This is a genomic window from Thalassospiraceae bacterium LMO-JJ14 (assembly GCA_021555105.2).
Classification (GTDB): Bacteria; Pseudomonadota; Alphaproteobacteria; order Rhodospirillales; family Casp-alpha2; genus UBA4479.
Genome location: CP134604.1, coordinates 3,275,680 through 3,292,330 on the forward strand (window position 1 = coordinate 3,275,680; position 16,651 = coordinate 3,292,330).

Annotated in this window: 16 protein-coding genes; 12 read left to right on the top strand and 4 right to left on the bottom strand. The window is 62.6% G+C overall.

Annotation, left to right across the window (positions count from 1 at the left end):
* The first annotated feature begins 25 nt into the window (after nucleotides 1–25).
* Entirely contained in the window at nucleotides 26–541 is a 516-nt protein-coding gene (locus tag L2D14_15525) for an adenine phosphoribosyltransferase (protein WNJ99267.1), read from the top strand.
* Entirely contained in the window at nucleotides 541–921 is a 381-nt protein-coding gene (locus tag L2D14_15530) for a hypothetical protein (protein ID WNJ99268.1), read from the top strand. Before L2D14_15525 ends, L2D14_15530 begins: the two co-directional genes overlap by 1 nt.
* Nucleotides 922–1,080: 159 nt before the next feature.
* Here L2D14_15530 and mutY read toward each other — a convergent pair whose 3' ends face one another.
* Nucleotides 1,081–2,166: an A/G-specific adenine glycosylase gene (gene mutY / locus L2D14_15535; GenBank protein ID WNJ99269.1), complete on the bottom strand. Its 1,086-nt coding sequence runs from the start codon at nucleotides 2,164–2,166 to the stop codon at nucleotides 1,081–1,083.
* A gap of 191 nt (nucleotides 2,167–2,357) precedes the next feature.
* Here mutY and L2D14_15540 point away from each other — a divergent pair, with 191 nt between their 5' ends.
* The 10 genes from L2D14_15540 (at nucleotide 2,358) to L2D14_15585 (ending at nucleotide 12,182) form a co-directional block, all read left to right on the top strand.
* A complete protein-coding gene (locus L2D14_15540; protein WNJ99270.1) occupies nucleotides 2,358–2,876 on the top strand; it encodes a DciA family protein in 519 nt (172 codons plus the stop codon).
* 112 nt (nucleotides 2,877–2,988) lie between these two features.
* A complete protein-coding gene (locus tag L2D14_15545; GenBank protein ID WNJ99271.1) occupies nucleotides 2,989–3,612 on the top strand; it encodes a DsbA family protein in 624 nt (207 codons plus the stop codon).
* Nucleotides 3,613–3,850: 238 nt separating this feature from the next.
* A complete protein-coding gene (gene smc, locus L2D14_15550) occupies nucleotides 3,851–7,333 on the top strand; it encodes a chromosome segregation protein SMC (GenBank protein ID WNJ99272.1) in 3,483 nt (1,160 codons plus the stop codon).
* A gap of 202 nt (nucleotides 7,334–7,535) precedes the next feature.
* Complete coding sequence (locus L2D14_15555) at nucleotides 7,536–7,937, top strand: AtpZ/AtpI family protein (GenBank protein ID WNJ99273.1); 402 nt, start codon at nucleotides 7,536–7,538, stop codon at nucleotides 7,935–7,937.
* Nucleotides 7,891–8,664 carry a F0F1 ATP synthase subunit A gene (locus tag L2D14_15560; GenBank protein ID WNJ99274.1) on the top strand — a complete coding sequence of 258 codons (774 nt, stop codon included), beginning with the start codon at nucleotides 7,891–7,893 and terminating at the stop codon, nucleotides 8,662–8,664. The genes L2D14_15555 and L2D14_15560 overlap by 47 nt, the downstream gene beginning before the upstream one ends.
* A gap of 54 nt (nucleotides 8,665–8,718) precedes the next feature.
* Nucleotides 8,719–8,943, top strand: a complete 225-nt coding sequence (locus tag L2D14_15565) for a F0F1 ATP synthase subunit C (GenBank protein WNJ99275.1) — start codon at nucleotides 8,719–8,721, stop codon at nucleotides 8,941–8,943.
* Nucleotides 8,944–9,023: 80 nt separating this feature from the next.
* On the top strand, nucleotides 9,024–9,509 hold the full coding sequence (locus L2D14_15570) for a F0F1 ATP synthase subunit B' (GenBank protein WNJ99276.1): 486 nt from the start codon (nucleotides 9,024–9,026) through the stop codon (nucleotides 9,507–9,509).
* A gap of 10 nt (nucleotides 9,510–9,519) precedes the next feature.
* Nucleotides 9,520–10,002 carry a F0F1 ATP synthase subunit B gene (locus tag L2D14_15575; GenBank protein WNJ99277.1) on the top strand — a complete coding sequence of 161 codons (483 nt, stop codon included), beginning with the start codon at nucleotides 9,520–9,522 and terminating at the stop codon, nucleotides 10,000–10,002.
* Nucleotides 10,003–10,132: 130 nt separating this feature from the next.
* On the top strand, nucleotides 10,133–11,089 hold the full coding sequence (locus tag L2D14_15580) for a hypothetical protein (GenBank protein WNJ99278.1): 957 nt from the start codon (nucleotides 10,133–10,135) through the stop codon (nucleotides 11,087–11,089).
* 7 nt (nucleotides 11,090–11,096) lie between these two features.
* Entirely contained in the window at nucleotides 11,097–12,182 is a 1,086-nt protein-coding gene (locus L2D14_15585; protein ID WNJ99279.1) for a C45 family peptidase, read from the top strand.
* A 161-nt stretch (nucleotides 12,183–12,343) separates the two neighbouring features.
* Here L2D14_15585 and L2D14_15590 read toward each other — a convergent pair whose 3' ends face one another.
* From L2D14_15590 to recN, 3 genes are all read right to left on the bottom strand, one after another.
* Nucleotides 12,344–12,688: a helix-turn-helix transcriptional regulator gene (locus L2D14_15590; GenBank protein ID WNJ99280.1), complete on the bottom strand. Its 345-nt coding sequence runs from the start codon at nucleotides 12,686–12,688 to the stop codon at nucleotides 12,344–12,346.
* A gap of 111 nt (nucleotides 12,689–12,799) precedes the next feature.
* A complete protein-coding gene (gene ligA, locus L2D14_15595) occupies nucleotides 12,800–14,941 on the bottom strand; it encodes an NAD-dependent DNA ligase LigA (GenBank protein ID WNJ99281.1) in 2,142 nt (713 codons plus the stop codon).
* Nucleotides 14,938–16,611 carry a DNA repair protein RecN gene (recN, locus tag L2D14_15600; GenBank protein WNJ99282.1) on the bottom strand — a complete coding sequence of 558 codons (1,674 nt, stop codon included), beginning with the start codon at nucleotides 16,609–16,611 and terminating at the stop codon, nucleotides 14,938–14,940. The genes ligA and recN overlap by 4 nt, the downstream gene beginning before the upstream one ends.
* Nucleotides 16,612–16,651: the final 40 nt, after the last annotated feature.

Sequence of the window (16,651 nt, forward strand, 5' to 3'; positions counted from 1 at the left end):
GCGCGCACATTTCATGGAGACGTAGATGGACCTTAAAGAACATATTCGCGGCGTACCGGACTTCCCCAAGCCCGGGATTCTGTTTTACGACATTTCGACGTTGCTGGCGCATCCCGATGCCTGGCAGGTGGCGCTGGGAAGGCTGGCCCGGATCGTTTCCGCCTATCAGCCGGACGTGCTGGCAGGCGTGGAATCGCGTGGCTTCCTCGTTGCCGCACCGCTGGCCGCGAAGCTCGGCCTCGGGTTCTGCATGATCCGCAAACCGGGCAAGCTGCCGGGCGAGGTGATCAGCCATGACTATGAACTGGAATACGGCACCGACACGATCCAGATTCAAAGCGACGCCGTGGCGCCCGGCCAACGCGTTGTCGTGCTCGACGATCTTTTGGCGACCGGCGGCACCATGGGTGCGTCGCTGGCCCTGTTCGACAAGGTCGGTGCCAAGGTCGTCGGTGCCGCCTGCATCATTGAATTGACGTTTCTCGGCGGCCGCGAAAAAGTAGGCGTTCCGTTCGAAGCCCTGATACAATATGACGACTGATGAGCATGAACGAAAATTTCACCTGGGACCTGCTCGACCGCCGCGCCGTCGATGACCTCGTGGCGAAGGACGGTGCCGAGCATGTACTGGGCGCGCTGATGAGCGAGGACCCCGACCCCGAAAGCCGGGCCCGGCAGATGTGCGCGCTTGCCGTCGCCGGGAACGTCCTGTCCTTGACGCGCGAGGCGCGTGCCTTTCAGGCATGGGCTGAGCGGCACGGGTTGTGCCGTCAGGTCAACGCCCTCGTCGAACTGGACCGGGTCCTGGCCCTGCCCGAGCGCGGCCAGGCGATCCTGCAGGCGCAGGCCTTGACCCGTTTTATCGAACAGAACCTCGCCGCCGACATCGCCGTTTTCAAACGCGCGGTCACTGCAAGCTAAATCACTGTCCGTCATCCCGGACGTCAGCCGAGCCCGAAAACGTACGTTTTTGGTTGCGAGACTTACGATCCGGGACCCATGGCGCATGATTGACTGCGTATCAAAATGGGTCCCGGGTCTTTGCGGCTAACGCCGCACCGCCCGGGATGACGGGATTGATTATTCGCCTTCCAACACCAGCCTCATCGCCTTCTTGATGACCGTCGGCAAGGCGTGCTGGGCGAAATCCTTTTGGCGGACCCAGAAACCGTCGGCATTGGCGCCGGCACGGCATTCACCTCTGAGCACACGGATCGTCAGGCGGAAGTGGGTAAAGACATGCACCGCCTCGCCGTCGACCGCGTGCCAGTCGATATCCAGCGGCCGATGCGCCGAAATCTCGTCCGCTTCCGGCCAGTCCTGTTCGCGCCCGAATTCGACCCAGGGCGTCGACGGCAGTTCCGTCATGCCGCCGAGCAAGCCGGTTTCGGCCCGTTTCCTGAGCAACACCTCGCCTTTCGGGTTCTCCAGCCAGAACATGACACAGCGGCGCTCCGGGCGTTTCGCTTTTGGCGCACGTACCGGCAGGCGCTCCGGGTTGCCCGACGCCCTGGCCTGGCAAAATTCACTGAGCGGGCAGACGAGACACTTCGCAGACGCCGGCGTGCATACCGTGGCGCCCAGATCCATCATCGCCTGCGCGAAATCGCCGGGCCGGTGCGGATCGGCGAAGACTTCCGCCCGGGCCGCGATCGCCGCCTTGCCTTTGGGCAGCGGGGTATCGATGCCGAACAGCCGCGCCATGACCCGTTCGATATTGCCGTCGACCGGCATTACCGGCACCTCGAAGGCAATCGCGGCAATAGCCGCCGCTGTGTACGGACCGATCCCCGGCAACTGCAACAAGCCTTCGCGGGTATCGGGAAACACGCCGCCATGTTCCGCCGCCACGACGCGCGCGCATTTGTGCAGGTTCCTGGCCCGCGCGTAGTAGCCGAGCCCCTGCCACGCCACCAGCACTGCGTCGAGATCGGCCGCCGCCAGCGCAGCGACATCGGGCCAGTGCGCCATAAAATCGCCAAAATACGGGCCGACCGTCGCCACCGTGGTCTGTTGCAGCATGATTTCCGACAGCCACACCTTGTAAGGATCGGGCCGAGCGCCCGGACCGGCGCGCCACGGCAGATCGCGGCGGTGCGCATCGTACCAGCGAAGGAGCGCCTTTCGGATATGTCCGGTATCGGTTTTCACGGTTTCTGTTCGCATCGCCCTGTTGCCATGGTCTCTGGCCATACTGCGCCAGACCGGCGAACACAAGGAAGCGAACACAAGATCGCGAGCAGACATGCTGCCCCTTGCCCCGGCGCAATCCGGCCCCTACCATTTGCCGCGCCCACAGCACCCGGGCGCTTAACAACTGCATGACCACGCAACGGTTACAGGAACCCTCACCCGCCATGTCGCAATCCGGTTACACTAACGGCATTCAGGCCGCGCGGCGCGCCCGCACGCAGCCGCTTGGGCGGATGATATCCGGGCTGACGCGCAAGGCGCTGGACAAGCGGGGCTTCGTCGACGCCGCCATCGTCACCGAATGGCCGAGCATCGCCGGCGAGCTTATCGGCGCGCACAGCCTGCCCGACCGTATCCGTTTTCCGCGCGACCGTTCGCAGCCCGGCACGCTGTACCTGATCCTGGAAAACGGCGCGCTGGCGACGGAGGTCATTCACTTCCAGCCGATCCTGCTGGAACGGATCAACCGCTTCTTCGGCTTCAAGGCCGTCGGCGACATCAAGATCATTCACGGCCCGTTGCCTAAACCGCGCGGCGACAAACGTCCGCCGCTGCCGGCGATCCGCCCCGAACGCCGCGCCGAGATCGAACAAAGCCTGACCGGTGTCGGCGATGACGAGCTCAAGGACGCGCTGATCCGTCTCGGCGAGCATGTTTCCCGCCGCCGCGCCGCGGACAAATAACAAGAGCCGCGCAACAGGAAAAGACTAAGTGCCGCGCAGCGTATAAATGGACAACACAACCGTTAACAAGATACATGACACACGAATTCGCCCAAGGAATGGAGACCCCCTCATGACGATGCCCCGCCGCACCCTTCTGGCCCTTTGCGCCGCCGTCCTCGCAGTCGGCCTTGCGCCGGTCGCAGAGGCCAAGATCGTCGACACCGAAGCCGCCATGACCGAGCTTGTGATCGGCAAGGCCGACGCGCCGGTCGAGATGATCGAATATGCGTCGTTGTCGTGCCCGGCCTGTGAACATTTCCACAGCGCCGTCTATCCGATCATCAAGAAAGAGTACATCGACACCGGCAAGGTGAAGTTCATCTTCCGCGACTTTCCGACCAACTCGCCGGGCCTCGCCGCCGCCATGATCGCGCGCTGCGCCGGGCCGGAACGCCACGAAGGCATGGTCGATATTTTCTTCGATACCCAGAAGCAGTGGGGGCATGCGGAAAATCCGTTGCAGGCGCTCGGCATGGTCGCCCGCATGGCCGGCCTCGGGCCGAACGATGTCGATCAGTGCATCCGCAACTCGACACTGATGAACGCGATCAATGAAAAGGCGCGCAAAGCGAATGAGGAACTCGGCGTTGCCGCGACACCGACCATTTTCGTCGCCGGCAAGGAAGTCGAGCACGCCCAGGACGTCGACAAACTGAAGGCCGTCATCGACGCCGCCCTCAAAGCCGCGCAATAACCGCCCTTACCTGCCCTCTCCCCCGCGTTGCAGGGGAGAGGTTAGCTGTGGGGTTGGCAAAAACTTATCCCCAGATATGTGCGCTGAAACTGCTCGACTCGGGGTGAAGCGCCCCCCTATAGTCCCACCACATATTGTGCAAATGTGACAAAAAAACGCCATATTTGCATATTATGCGGTATAGTCAGGGCCTTAGGCCTTGTGTATATGGCCCCGTCACGGGCCGCCGGCCGGGTTTATGGGAGCGAAGACAAGCGTGCTGCATTTCAAGAAATTGCGCCTGAGCGGTTTCAAGTCCTTTGTCGAACCGACGACACTGGACATCGACGCCGGTCTGACCGGCGTTGTCGGCCCCAACGGCTGCGGCAAGTCGAACCTCGTCGAGGCCCTGAAATGGGTCATGGGCGAGACCTCGGCCAAGCAGATGCGCGGCGGCGAAATGGACGACGTCATCTTTTCCGGCACCGACCGCCGGCCGCCCCGTAATGTCGCCGAAGTGGTGCTGACCCTCGATAACGCCATGAAAGGCGCGCCCGTACAGTTCGGCGAAGGCGATGATCTCGAGATCGCGCGCCGAATCGAGCGCGAAAAAGGCTCATTATATAAGATCAACGGCGCCGACGTGCGTGCGCGCGACGTACAGTTGCTGTTCGCCGACCAGGGCAGCGGCTCGCGTTCGACCGCGCTGGTCTCGCAGGGCAAGATCGGTGCGGTGATCGCCGCCAAGCCGACCGAACGCCGCTTGCTGCTCGAAGAAGCGGCCGGCATCCGCGGTCTGCATTCGCGCCGCCACGAGGCCGAGCTGCGGCTCAAGGGGGCGGAGACCAACCTCGAGCGCCTCGACGATATTCTCGTCACCCTTGAAGCGCAGATGAACGGCCTCAAGAAACAGGCCCGCCAGGCAACCCGCTACCGCAATCTGTCGGATCTGATCCGCACCGCCGAGGCAACCCTGTTCTATCTCCGCTGGACGACCGCCGAGAAAGACCTTGAGCAGTACCGGATGCGCCTCAGCGAAGTCGAGGCCGAGGTCAACAAGCTCGGTGTACTGGTCGCCGAATCCGGCACCGAACAGGCCGAGGCCGCCGCCGACATCCCGGCGCTCCGCGACAGCGAAGCCGCCGCCGGGGCTGCACTGCAGCGTCTTGTCATCGCCCGCGACGGTCTCGACGAGGAAGAACAGCGGATCGAAGCCCAGGCCGCAGATACCCGTCTGCGCATCGAGGAAACCATCGCCGATACGACGCGCGAGCAGTCGCTCATTGCCGATGCCGAAGCGGCGCATACTCGCCTTGCCGAGGAACATGCCGCCATCGAAGCGGCGCGCGAGGGCGAAGAGGAAAACCGTGCCCGCGCGGGTACCGAGTTGAGCAACGCCGGCACTGCGGTCGAAGCACATGAAGCGTCCCTGTCGGAACTGACGCAGCGCGTTGCCGACAGCGAAGCCAGGCGGGGTTCCCTGCAGCGCCGCCTTGAAGACCTGACCCAGCGCCAGAACCGCCTTGGCGGCCGTCTCGAAGAACTCAGCGCCGAGCGCCAGCGCCTTGAGGCCGACGCCCCCGAAGCCGACGCGCTTTCCGATGCCGAGGCCGACCTTGTCCGCACCCAGACCGCCGTCGACGATGCGCACGCCGTTCTCGAAGCCGCCGAAGTCACCCATAAGACCGCCGAGGCCGAACGCGAAACCCTGCGCGCGACACTGAACGAGGCCCGCGACGCCGCGACCAAGATGGCCGCCGAACGCGAGGCGCTGTCGAAGCTTCTCGATACCGGCGATCCGGACATGTTCCCGCCGCTAATCGATGCGATCACCGTCGAGCCGGGTTTCGAGGTTGCGCTGGGCACCGCGCTCGGCGACGAAATCGAAGCACCGATCGACGAGGCCGCCGACATACACTGGCGCGCCCTGCCGCCGCTCACCGACGCCCCGGCCCTGCCGCACGGTGCGACCCCGCTCAGCCAATGGGTGCAGGCCCCCCCGGCGCTGGCCCGGCGGCTGTCGCAGATCGGCGTCGTCGATACCGTGGTGGCGGCACAGCAGATGCTCAGCCAGCTACGACCGGGCCAGCGGCTGGTGACCCGTGACGGCGCGCTTTTGCGCTGGGACGGCTACACCATCGCCGCCGGCGCCACCACATCCGCCGCACGCCGCCTTGAACAGCGCAACCGGCTCCGCGATCTCGAAGGCCAGGCCGTCGGCGCCAACCAGCGCCTCGCCGATGCCGACGCCGCGTTCGAACGCGCCCGCGATGCGGTGCAGACCCGCAGCGAAGCCGTGCAGGCCGCCCGCGTCGATGTACGCAACACAGAACAGGCGTTGACCGCCATTCGCGAAGCGCTGTCACGCATCAAGGAAAAGATGGCCGCGCACGGCTCGCGCCTGGCCGCCGTCAACGAACAGATCACGCAGCAGGAAGCCGACCTGGGCGAAGCCAGCGGGCAGCTCGAAGAAGCGCGCGCCGAACTGGCGGCGCTGCCGGATGTCGAAGGCGACCGCGCGCAGATCGAAACGCTGCGCGCCGAGCTCGGCGAACTGCGCACGCACCTGATGGAATGCCGCGCCCGCCATGACGAGATCGAACGCATGGCCCGTGAACGCGCCCAGCGGCTCGACGCCATCCAGCGCGAGACGCAATCTTGGGCCAACCGCAAGGAAGCCTCCGGCACACGGCTCGAAGAGCTGACCGGACGCCGCGCCGAACTTGAAGCCGTGCGCGAGGAACTGGCAGCGAAACCGGCGGCGCTGAATCATAAGCGCCAGGCGCTGCTGGGTGAAATCGAAACCGCCGAGCAGAACCGCCGCGATGCCGCCGACAAGCTGCAGACCGCCGAAACCCGTCTCGCCGAAGCCGACAAGAAGTTGCGCATCGTCGAGACCGACATGGCGCGCGCACGGGAAAACCGGGTCCGCGCCGAAGGCAGCGTCGAACAGGCTTTACAGACCTGCCACGCCATTGCCGAGCGCGTCGACGACCGGCTCGAGTGCCGCCCCGACCAGCTTTTCGAAATCGCCGGGCTCGATCCGGAAAAGGAACTGCCCGATCTGGAGCCGACGGAACGCAAGGTCGAACGTCTGCAGCGCGAACGCGAGACCATGGGACCGGTCAACCTGCGCGCCGAACAGGAAATGCGCGAGCTGGAAGAACAGATCGAGACGCTGACCACCGAACGCGAAGACCTGACCAAGGCCATCGACAAACTGCGCCGGGGTATTTCCGAACTGAACCGCGAAGGCCGCCAGCGCCTGCTGCAGTCGTTCGAGGAGGTGAACACCCACTTCCAGGAACTGTTCCAGAAACTGTTCGGCGGCGGCCAGGCGCACCTTGAACTGACCGAAGCCGACGATCCGTTGGATGCCGGCCTCGAGATCATGGCCAGCCCGCCGGGCAAGAAGATGCAGAACCTGACGTTGCTGTCGGGCGGCGAGCAGGCCCTGACGGCGTTGTCGTTGCTGTTCGCGGTGTTTCTCACGAATCCGTCGCCGATCTGCGTGCTCGACGAGGTCGACGCCCCCTTGGATGACGCCAACGTCGACCGCTTCTGCGGCATGCTCGAACACATGTCGAAGCAGGAAAGCACGCGCTTTCTGGTCATCACCCACCACCGCATGACCATGGCCCGCATGGACCGGCTCTACGGGGTCACCATGTCGGAACGCGGCGTCTCGCAGTTGGTCTCGGTCGACCTGCAGAAAGCCGAGCAGATCCGGCAGACGGCCTGATATCCGGTCCGTTCAGCCCCTCTCCCTCCCACGTGCTGACGCCCGCGGGCCCGCCCTCTCCCTTGGGAGAGGGAAGAATCCCGCACCCGCGAAATCAAAGCTTGCGGGGACGGGTTATTTTGATACAACACCCGGGACCAAGGGACGGAAACGGGGTGGCATGGTCGTTTTTTGAGGCGGAGTAACGCCTCGGGGGTTACCGATGACATCCGATGACGAGACCTCAAAGCGGTCGCCGAGTGACCTCGACGATTTCGGGCGGAAGCTGAAAAAAGCCCAGGAAACCGAGGAATCGCGGCGGCTGTGGAAAAGTGACGTAAATAGGCCGCCTCAGACGGCTCTAGGGCTTGCTTTTCGGGTGTCTGTCGAGTTAGTTTCCGCCGTGGCTGTGGGGCTGGCCATTGGCTGGGTCCTCGACGAGTGGCTGGATACGCGTCCCTGGGTCATGGTGGTGTTCATCATTTTGGGGTTCGCCGCCGGTGTCATGAATGTTTATCGCATGGCCTCTGGTATGAGTAACACCATGGGCTATAGAGAAAAAGAAGACGCGTCCGGGAATGAAGCGCCCGCGGCGCCCGAGAAAGGGACAGATCGACGTGGCTGAGGGACATTCCCCACTCGCACAGTTCGAGATTAAGACGCTCGTGGATATCAATATCGCGGGCATCGACGCATCTTTCACAAACTCATCGCTGTTCATGGTGCTGACGGTCGCGACTGTCAGCCTGTTCCTGGTCGGCGGTATGCGCAGGAGCGCGCTGGTCCCCGGGCGATGGCAATCACTGGCGGAACTCAGTTACGTGTTCATCGCCGGGTTGCTGAAGGATACCGTCGGCAGCGAAGGCCGTCCGTACTTCCCGTTCATCTTCACGATTTTCATGTTCGTTCTGGTCGGCAACCTGTGGGGCCTGATGCCTTACGCGTTCACCTTTACGAGCCATATCGCCGTCACCTTTGCGATGGCGTTCTTCATTTTCGTCGGCGTGACCGTGATCGCCATCGCCAAACACAAGCTGCACTTCCTGGCCTTCTTCATGCCGCCGGGCGTGCCGATCGTGATGGCGCCGCTGCTGGTCCCGATTGAAATCATTTCCTATCTGTCGCGCCCGATCAGCCTGAGCGTCCGACTGTTCGCCAACATGCTGGCCGGTCACACGCTCTTGAAGGTGTTCGCCGGCTTCATCATCTCGCTCGGTATCGCAGCGGGCTGGCTGCCGTTCGTCTTCGTCGTCGCGCTGACGGGCCTCGAATTCGTGATCGCCTTCCTGCAGGCGTTCGTGTTCACCATTCTGACGTGCCTTTACCTGAACGATGCACTGCATCTTCACTAAGTCACACAGATAACGTTTTTAACTTTTTGAACTAAACTAGAAAGGATCTGACCCATGGAACTTGAAGCTGCAAAGCTCCTCGGTGCCGGCCTCGCCGTTATCGGCGTTATCGGTTCCGGTATCGGTATCGGTAACATCTTCGCGTCGTTCATCCAGGCCGTTGGCCGCAACCCGTCCGCTCAGGGCGCGGTGTTCCCGATGACGATGCTGGGCTTCGCCCTCGTCGAAGCCATCGCACTGTTCGCGCTGGTTATCGCACTGGTCATTCTGTTCGGTTGATTTACCGGCTGGTTTCGAGGGGGCCGCGGAACGGTATGGTCCGCTCCCCTGAGAAGTCCGCCGCTTAAAGCGGGGATGTCATGCCTCAGTTAGACGTCACCACATTCGCACCACAGCTGGTCTGGCTGGCGATCACGTTTGCCGCGATGTTCTTCATTATGTGGAAGATCGCGGTGCCGAAGATCTCCGACGCGCTGGAAACCCGGCAGATGCGGTTGGAAGACAATCTGAAAAAGGCCGAAGACCTCAAGCGTGAGGCGGAAGCAACGCTTGCGTCTTATGAAAAGGCACTGGCCGACGCGCGCGCCGAGGCGCACGCCGACATTCAGAAAATCCAGCAGCAGTTGCACGAAGCCGCCGCCAAGGAAGAAGCCGAACTGGGCGATAAACTCGATGCCAAAATCGCCGCGAGCGAAAAAGCCATTGCCGCCGAAGTTACCAAGGCCATGGAAAGCGTTCGCGAAGTGGCCATCGATGTCGCCGCCGAAGCGGTTCAGAAACTGACCGGTGAAGCGCCTCAGGGCGGCAAGGTCGAGAGCGCCGTCGACGGCGTTCTGAAGGGCTGAGGGGAACGATATGTTACATGATCCCGCATTTTGGGTCGCCGTTGCCCTGGTTGTATTTATCATTGCCGTCACCAAGCCGGTGTCGAAAATGGCGACCAAGGCCCTCGACGAGCGTGCCGAGAAGATCAAGAAAGAGCTCGACGAAGCCGAACGGCTGCGCAACGAAGCGCAGGATTTGCTGGCCCAGTATCAGCGCAAGCAGCGCGATGCCGCCGGCGAAGCCGAGGCGATCATCCGCCACGCCAAGGAAGAAGCCGAACGCATGGACCGTGAAGGCCGCGAGCGGATTCAGGCATCGCTGGAACGCCGCGAAAAGCTGGCGATGGACCGAATCTCGATGGCCGAGCAGCAAGCCATCGATCAGGTTCGTGCCCGCGCCGTCGAAGTGGCTATCGCCGCGACCTCGCAGGTTCTCAGCGAAAATCTGAGTTCCGAGAAAGCCGACGCGCTGGTCGAAGATGCGATCAATCAATTACCGGATCGCCTGCACTGATCCGCTTCAACGTGCGAATCGAATTCGTTTTTAAAAGAGAGGCTCGCGGGCCTCTCTTTTTTTATGCGGGAATGGCAAGCCTTACCGGCTTCCGCTTCTCTTCAACGTGCGATCCGCGTATAAGTGAACCATGAAATCAATTCGCTTCCTGTCTGCGTTTACCGTTGCTTTGACCTGCCTCTCCGGGCATGCAGAGGCACAGTCCGCGTTCAACGGCGAAGTGCTGGTTGCGCCGCCGCCGCCCAACTGGACCGGCGGCACGCCCGAAAAGACAGATAAGGGCGTGAGGCGCGAATGGCGCAGGAATTTCCTGATCGAGGGCGGCGTTATCGAACGCATCGTCGTGACCCGCAGCGAGAACCAGAAAGACCGCGTCGCACAACTGGCGGCGCGCGAGATCGCCAAGGACATGACCACCAAGTGCGCCAAGCCCACCGTGTCGGAAATCAAACGCGACAAGGGCGTCATCGGCACCACGGCGTCCTTCACCGCGCAATGCAGCACCGTCAAGGATACCGCCCCCGGCACCGCGCTTTTCGCCATGGGGAAGGTTTACATCGGCGATTTCTATACCTTCGCCGTCCGGCGGACCTGGCTCGGTCACAAGGACGACCCCGGCAGCCCGGCCAATTCGCCCCGCACCGGCGAGCAGTGGGCCACTTATTTTGCCCGCATCTCGGTCTGCAATACGCTGAGCGATGCCTGCAATCCGGCGCAGGCGGAAATTATTCATGCCGACCCCCGCTTCAAGACCATGCGCGCGCTGCCCGTCTCGGTGAAGCCCATGGTGCCGTTGGACGATGCGCTCAAGGCTGCCAATGGTTTCGGCACCCTGACCGGCCGCGCCGAAGCCTGTGGCGAGGATGTGGAAGCGCTGACATCGAAAATCCAGCGTATGTTCAAGTACGTGACGGCAAACGATCAGGATTCGACCAAGGCCGTGAAAGCCTTCAGGACAGCCCAGGCCCGCGCCAGCAAGGCACAGGACGGCAAATCCAAGGAAAGCTGCGGCCAGGTTTTACGCGATTTCCGCCAGCACCCGAGCCGGGTCGGTGCCTTTTATCGCTACATCGAACGTTTTTTGTGAGTAAGCCATGACCTCAACCACGAATAATAACCTCAAAATCATCGATGCCGCGGGCAGCCCTGCCGAATTGGGCCACGCCATCGGCAGCGCCGTCGCCGCCTCGTTCAATGAAGCCGTGATGCGCAATATCGAATTCAGGGAAACACAGAAACACTTCGCCGGCAGCGATTACCTGAAAGCGCTCAGAGACGCCGCCGCCGGCGCTTATCCCCGCCATATGCGCGAACTCGACGCCATGGCCGCCGCCATCGGTACCGACACCGAGACCCTGTTCCTGTGGAATTGCCGCGGCGATCTCCGCTTTCCGCCGGAGAGCGCGCAAGCACGCCTCGATGCCATGGCGGACGCCTGCACGACGGTGATCTCGGCCGGCGATTTCGCCAACGGCATTCCCGCCGTCATTGCCCATAACGAAGACGGATCCGGCGATTTCATGGCGCACCGCTACTGGCTCAGGGCGCGGCCCGACGATGCCCCCGCGTTCGAGAGTTATCTTTATCCCGGCATGCTGGCCGGGCACAGCGTCGCCGTCACCGACGCCGGTCTGGTGCAGACCATCAACAACGTCCGCGCCGACGACCTGAAGCCGGGCATCCCGCGCCACTTCATCTGCCGCGCGGTGCTTGAAGCGGAAAACATCGCGGACGTGATCGCGCACCTGCGCCGCCCGGATCGGGCGTCGGGGTTCCATCACGCCATCGCCATGCGCGGGATCGAAACGCCGATGTCCATCGAAGCCCCGGCCTCGGCGAGCGTCATTCATACCGTGGACGGCGCCGTCGGCCATGCCAATCATCTGTTGGATGCGCACTTCGCGAAACTGGGCCAGACCGTGACCGCGTCCTCCGATTACCGGCAAACGGCGGTCGACGCCTACCTGGCCGAAGGCGGCGATCCGAAACAGGCGGAAAATGTCCTCTTCAAACGCGGCGCAGACGGCGAGGAAAGCGTGTTGCGGCGCCCCGGTGACGGCGGCGACGATTACGGCTGCACACTGGTGACGGCGGTTTTCCGTGCCCATGCCGACAAGGTCGAATGGGCCGTGCACGCCGACCCGGAAAACCTGAACGCGATTACCGGCACGTTTTCCTGAGCTCAATTGCGGGTTCACCGCACAGAAGAAATACCGTCCCATGTGCGCTGAGCGGTCAAGACCGTGCAGCCACAGCTTCAGCCATGCCGGGATAGCGAGCAGCATCTCGATCACATTCTGAAAACGCAACGATCCTAGCCCCCCAGGATCATGTCAGCATATCAGTTGGTGTTATAGACTTTCAGAAGCTGCAGGAAATTGGTCTTCACGTCGTCGTCCGCGATACGATCCAGTTCCTTGGCAAGCTGCAAAGCGCGGCGAGAAATCTTTTCGTCTTCCGATTTCTCGTCGGCAAGTCCTTCAAAGAAAAAGCTGACCGGTACATCGAGAATTCCGCACATGTCCCACAGGCGGCTTGAGCCGATTCGGTTGGTGCCTTTCTCATATTTCTGTACCTGCTGAAAGCTGATACCGAGACGTTCGCCAAGTTGAGTTTGCGTCAGGCCACGCATAATCCGCACCTCTCTGAGGCGGTGGCCAACATGAACGTCTGTTGGGTGGGGCATTCGTTGTCCTCCTTGGAGCAATAACTGCACGTAATATGGGATTATACCAAATTTAAGAATGTGACGGCACGCACAATTCAATATAACCGGCTATTCTTTTATAAAGTTGCATCATAAAAGTTGCAATTGAGGATCACCGCCAACCAGTATTTCAAGCCATTCCTCTTCGGTGATGACTTTCACCCCAAGTTCTTCGGCTTTTTTGCGTTTCGACCCTGCACCCGGTCCGGCGATGACGATGTCGGTTTTCCCGGAAACCGAGCCCGCAACCTTGGCGCCCAGGGATTCTGCCCTGGCCTTGGCCTCGGATCGGCTCATCGCTTCCAGATTGCCGGTAAAAACCAGGGTCATGCCGCTGACCGGTGAACCGGACGTATCGGCAGCGACGAAGTCCTCTATATCGAGTGCCTTCTGCAGATCGTCAAGAACCTGCAGGTTATGCGCCTCCTTGAAAAACCCGATCAGGTCGTCGGCCATGGCCGGTCCGATCCCGTCGATGTCGATCAGTTCGGCGTAAGCTTCGGATTCGTGGTCCGCGGCCGCAATCATCTGACGCCGCCAGTTTTCCATGCTGGCGTATCGGCTGGCCAGCAACCGCGCCGTCGCCTGACCGATCTGGCGGATACCGAGGGCATAGATAAACCGCGGCAACTCGATACGCCGCCGCGCGTCGATGGCGGCGAGCAGGTTATCGGCGGACTTGCCGCCCCATCCCTCGCGGCCGGCGATGTCATCGCGCATGTCCGCCAGGCGGAAAATATCGCCGGGTGTCTTGAGCAGCCCTTCCTGCCAGAACGCCTCGATATGCTTGCCGCCCAGACCTTCGATATCGAAGGCATCGCGCGACACGAAATGTTTCAGCCGTTCGACCGCCTGCGCCGGACAGATCAGACCGCCGCTACAGCGCCACGCGGCCTGGCCTTCTTCGCGCACGGCAAGACTGCCGCATTCGGGGCAGCTTTCCGGCATCTTGAACGGCGCAGGCGCAGGGTCGGGCCGGGCCGACAGATCCACCTCGAGGACCTGCGGAATAACATCGCCGGCCCGCTGGATCAGCACGCGGTCACCCGCGCGGATATCCTTTTCATGGATATAGTCCTCGTTATGCAGGGTCGCCCGCTGCACGACGACACCACCGACCGTAATCGGTTCAAGGTGCGCGACCGGAGTCAGGGTGCCGGTGCGGCCGACCTGAATATCGATCTTGTGGACCAGTGTCGTCGCCTTTTCAGCCGGGAATTTGTGCGCCACGGCCCAGCGCGGCGCACGGCTGACGAAGCCCAGGCGTTCCTGCCAGTCGAGCCGGTTGACCTTGTAGACGACGCCGTCGATATCGTAGTCCAGCGACGCCCGCTCGACGCCGAGCTTCTCATAAAGCGCCATGGTCTCATCAATGCCGTTGCATACCCGTGCATAGGGATTGACCGGGAAACCCCATGCCTTCAGGCGTTCGTAAAATGACCACTGGTCCGGCCAGTCGATGGCGCCGCCGTAACCCTGAGCACTGACGCCGCTGACATAGCCCCAGGCATAGGTAAAAATCTTCAAGGGGCGCGCTGCCGTGACTGACGGGTCCTTCTGGCGCAACGAACCGGCGGCCGCGTTCCGGGGGTTGGCGAAGGCCTTGGCGCCGGCTTCGTCCTGGCGTTCGTTCAGAGCGAGAAAATCGGCTTTCGACATATAGACTTCGCCGCGAATATCGATTTCCGCCGGCGCATTGTCGATCGTTTCCGGTACCTCGGCCATGGTTTTGAGGTTGGCCGTCACATCCTCGCCTTCGCGACCGTCGCCCCGGGTCGCGCCCTGCACGAACTTGCCGTTCTTGTATCGCAGCGAAACCGACAGGCCGTCGATCTTGGGCTCGGCAACGATGACCACCGGCTCGTCCACACCGAGACTGAGAAACCGGCGGATACGATCATAGAACTCGACGACGTCGGCTTCAGAAAAAGCATTGCCGAGCGACAGCATCGGCGGGTTGTGGCTCACCTTGCCGAAGCCCTGCGCCGCTCCGGCACCGACCCGCTTGGACGGGCTGTCATCGCGGACCCGTTTCGGGAACCGGGCCTCGATCGCTTCGTTGCGCGCGCGCAGCGCATCGTACTCGGCATCGCTGATGTGTGGCGCATCTTTCTGATAATAAGCCGCATCGTGCTCGGCGATTTCCCGGGCCAGCGCCTCCAGTTCGACCACCGCATCCGGTTCCAGCAACTGATCGACCGGAATATCGCGCAACTCGTTCTTACCGCTCACGCCGCCGCCCCCTTCAACAGGCTGTCGGCCGCGGCGCGTGCTTCACTGGTCACCGTCTCGCCGGACAGCATGCGGGCGATTTCCTCGCGGCGCGCGTCACCGTCCAGCGCGACCACTTCTGTTTTGACGTTCTTACTGTCGCCGCCCTTGCGAACATACAAATGCCTGGCACCCTTGGCCGCGACCTGCGGTGAGTGCGTGACGACGAAAATCTGCACCCCCGTGCCCAGCCGCTGTAACCGCTCGCCGACCGCCGCGGCGACGGCCCCGCCGATCCCCGCGTCCACTTCGTCGAAAACCAGAACCGGCACCGGGTCGGCTTCTGCCAGCACCACCTTGAGCGCCAGCATGAAACGCGCCAGTTCGCCCCCCGACGCAATGCGGTTCAACGGCCCCGGTTCGCTGCCCGGATTGGTGGCGACGGCAAAGGCCACCCGGTCGATGCCGTGCGCCGCCCATTTATCCTCGTCGAGGGGATGAATACCGGTCTCGAAGCGGGCCTGTCCGAGCTTCAGCGGCGCCAGTTCCCCGGCCATCGCCTGATCGAGCTTTTTCGCCGCCTTGGCGCGCGCCGCGCTGAGTTTCCCGGCCGCATCGCGGTAAGCTTTCCTGGCCGCTTCCAGTTCCGCCTTGAGGCGCGTCACGGTTTCACCGCCGGCATCGATATCGGCAAGGTCGGCTTCGAGCTTTTCCTGCACATCGGCCAGTTGGTCGACGTCGACATGGTGTTTGCGGGCCAGGGCGCGCAGCGCGAACAGCCGTTCCTCGGCCTGCTCAAGCTCCTGCGGATCCATTTCCAGATCGCTTTCGGCGCGCTCCAGAAATCCGCTGGCATCGGCAACTTCGCTGAGTGCGCGCTGCAATGCGGCCATGGTCTCGTCCAGCCTGCCGCCGGCCTTGGCCGCGGCGCGTTCGATTTCGCCCAGGGCGCGGGTCAGCTTCTCCTCCGCCCCGCCGTCGCCGGTAATGGCCTGCGACGAAAGCGAGATGGCGGCTGAAATCTGTTCGCCATGCTGCAGCATGCGGCGCTGTTCGGCGAGCGCCGTTTCCTCGCCGGGCTGGGGCGCCATGGCGCGCAATTCGTCAACGGCGTGACGCAGGAAGTCTTCGTTGTCTTTGGCGATGCGGGCCGCTTCCTCGGCGGCGGACAGGGATGCCTGCAGATCGCGCAGCACCCCATGCCGTGCGGCAACGTCACCGACAAGACCGTCAAAACCGCCATAGGCGTCCAAAAGCGCGCGGTGGCCGGCCGGATCCAAAAGGCGCTGGGTTTCGAACTGGCCATGGATTTCCACCAGATGTTCGCCGACACGCTTCAAAAGCCCGACACTGACCGGCTGATCGTTGACGAAAGACTTGGTGCGGCCGTCGTCGCCGAGCACACGGCGCAAGATCAGCAGATCGTCGCTGGCGTCGATACCGTTTACTTCAAGTTCACTGCGCGACGGATGACCGGCGGGGACTTCGAAAACCGCGCTGACGACAGCTTGATCCGCGCCCTTGCGCAGCATCCGCGCTTCGGCCCGGTAACCAAGCGCCAATCCCAGTGCATCGAGCAGGATCGACTTGCCGGCCCCCGTTTCGCCCGTCAGCACCGCCAGACCGGCAGAGAAATCCAGATCGAGCTTGTCGATCAGGACCACATTTCGTATCGACAGTCGTGTTAACATGGCTGGCGGGTCAACATGCTCGGGCGGGCTCCTGGCGACG

What these genes read in the sequence shown, in the direction of transcription:
- L2D14_15540 (WNJ99270.1), top strand. Translation starts at nt 2,358, where the DNA reads ATGTCGCAATCCGGTTACACTAACGGCATTCAGGCCGCGCGGCGCGCC.
- L2D14_15525 (WNJ99267.1), top strand. Translation starts at nt 26, where the DNA reads ATGGACCTTAAAGAACATATTCGCGGCGTACCGGACTTCCCCAAGCCC.
- recN (WNJ99282.1), bottom strand. Translation starts at nt 16,611, where the DNA reads ATGTTAACACGACTGTCGATACGAAATGTGGTCCTGATCGACAAGCTC.
- smc (WNJ99272.1), top strand. Translation starts at nt 3,851, where the DNA reads ATGGGAGCGAAGACAAGCGTGCTGCATTTCAAGAAATTGCGCCTGAGC.
- L2D14_15570 (WNJ99276.1), top strand. Translation starts at nt 9,024, where the DNA reads ATGCCTCAGTTAGACGTCACCACATTCGCACCACAGCTGGTCTGGCTG.
- L2D14_15590 (WNJ99280.1), bottom strand. Translation starts at nt 12,688, where the DNA reads ATGCCCCACCCAACAGACGTTCATGTTGGCCACCGCCTCAGAGAGGTG.
- L2D14_15580 (WNJ99278.1), top strand. Translation starts at nt 10,133, where the DNA reads ATGAAATCAATTCGCTTCCTGTCTGCGTTTACCGTTGCTTTGACCTGC.
- L2D14_15555 (WNJ99273.1), top strand. Translation starts at nt 7,536, where the DNA reads ATGACATCCGATGACGAGACCTCAAAGCGGTCGCCGAGTGACCTCGAC.
- L2D14_15530 (WNJ99268.1), top strand. Translation starts at nt 541, where the DNA reads ATGAGCATGAACGAAAATTTCACCTGGGACCTGCTCGACCGCCGCGCC.
- L2D14_15575 (WNJ99277.1), top strand. Translation starts at nt 9,520, where the DNA reads ATGTTACATGATCCCGCATTTTGGGTCGCCGTTGCCCTGGTTGTATTT.
- L2D14_15585 (WNJ99279.1), top strand. Translation starts at nt 11,097, where the DNA reads ATGACCTCAACCACGAATAATAACCTCAAAATCATCGATGCCGCGGGC.
- mutY (WNJ99269.1), bottom strand. Translation starts at nt 2,166, where the DNA reads ATGCGAACAGAAACCGTGAAAACCGATACCGGACATATCCGAAAGGCG.
- L2D14_15565 (WNJ99275.1), top strand. Translation starts at nt 8,719, where the DNA reads ATGGAACTTGAAGCTGCAAAGCTCCTCGGTGCCGGCCTCGCCGTTATC.
- L2D14_15560 (WNJ99274.1), top strand. Translation starts at nt 7,891, where the DNA reads ATGAAGCGCCCGCGGCGCCCGAGAAAGGGACAGATCGACGTGGCTGAG.
- L2D14_15545 (WNJ99271.1), top strand. Translation starts at nt 2,989, where the DNA reads ATGACGATGCCCCGCCGCACCCTTCTGGCCCTTTGCGCCGCCGTCCTC.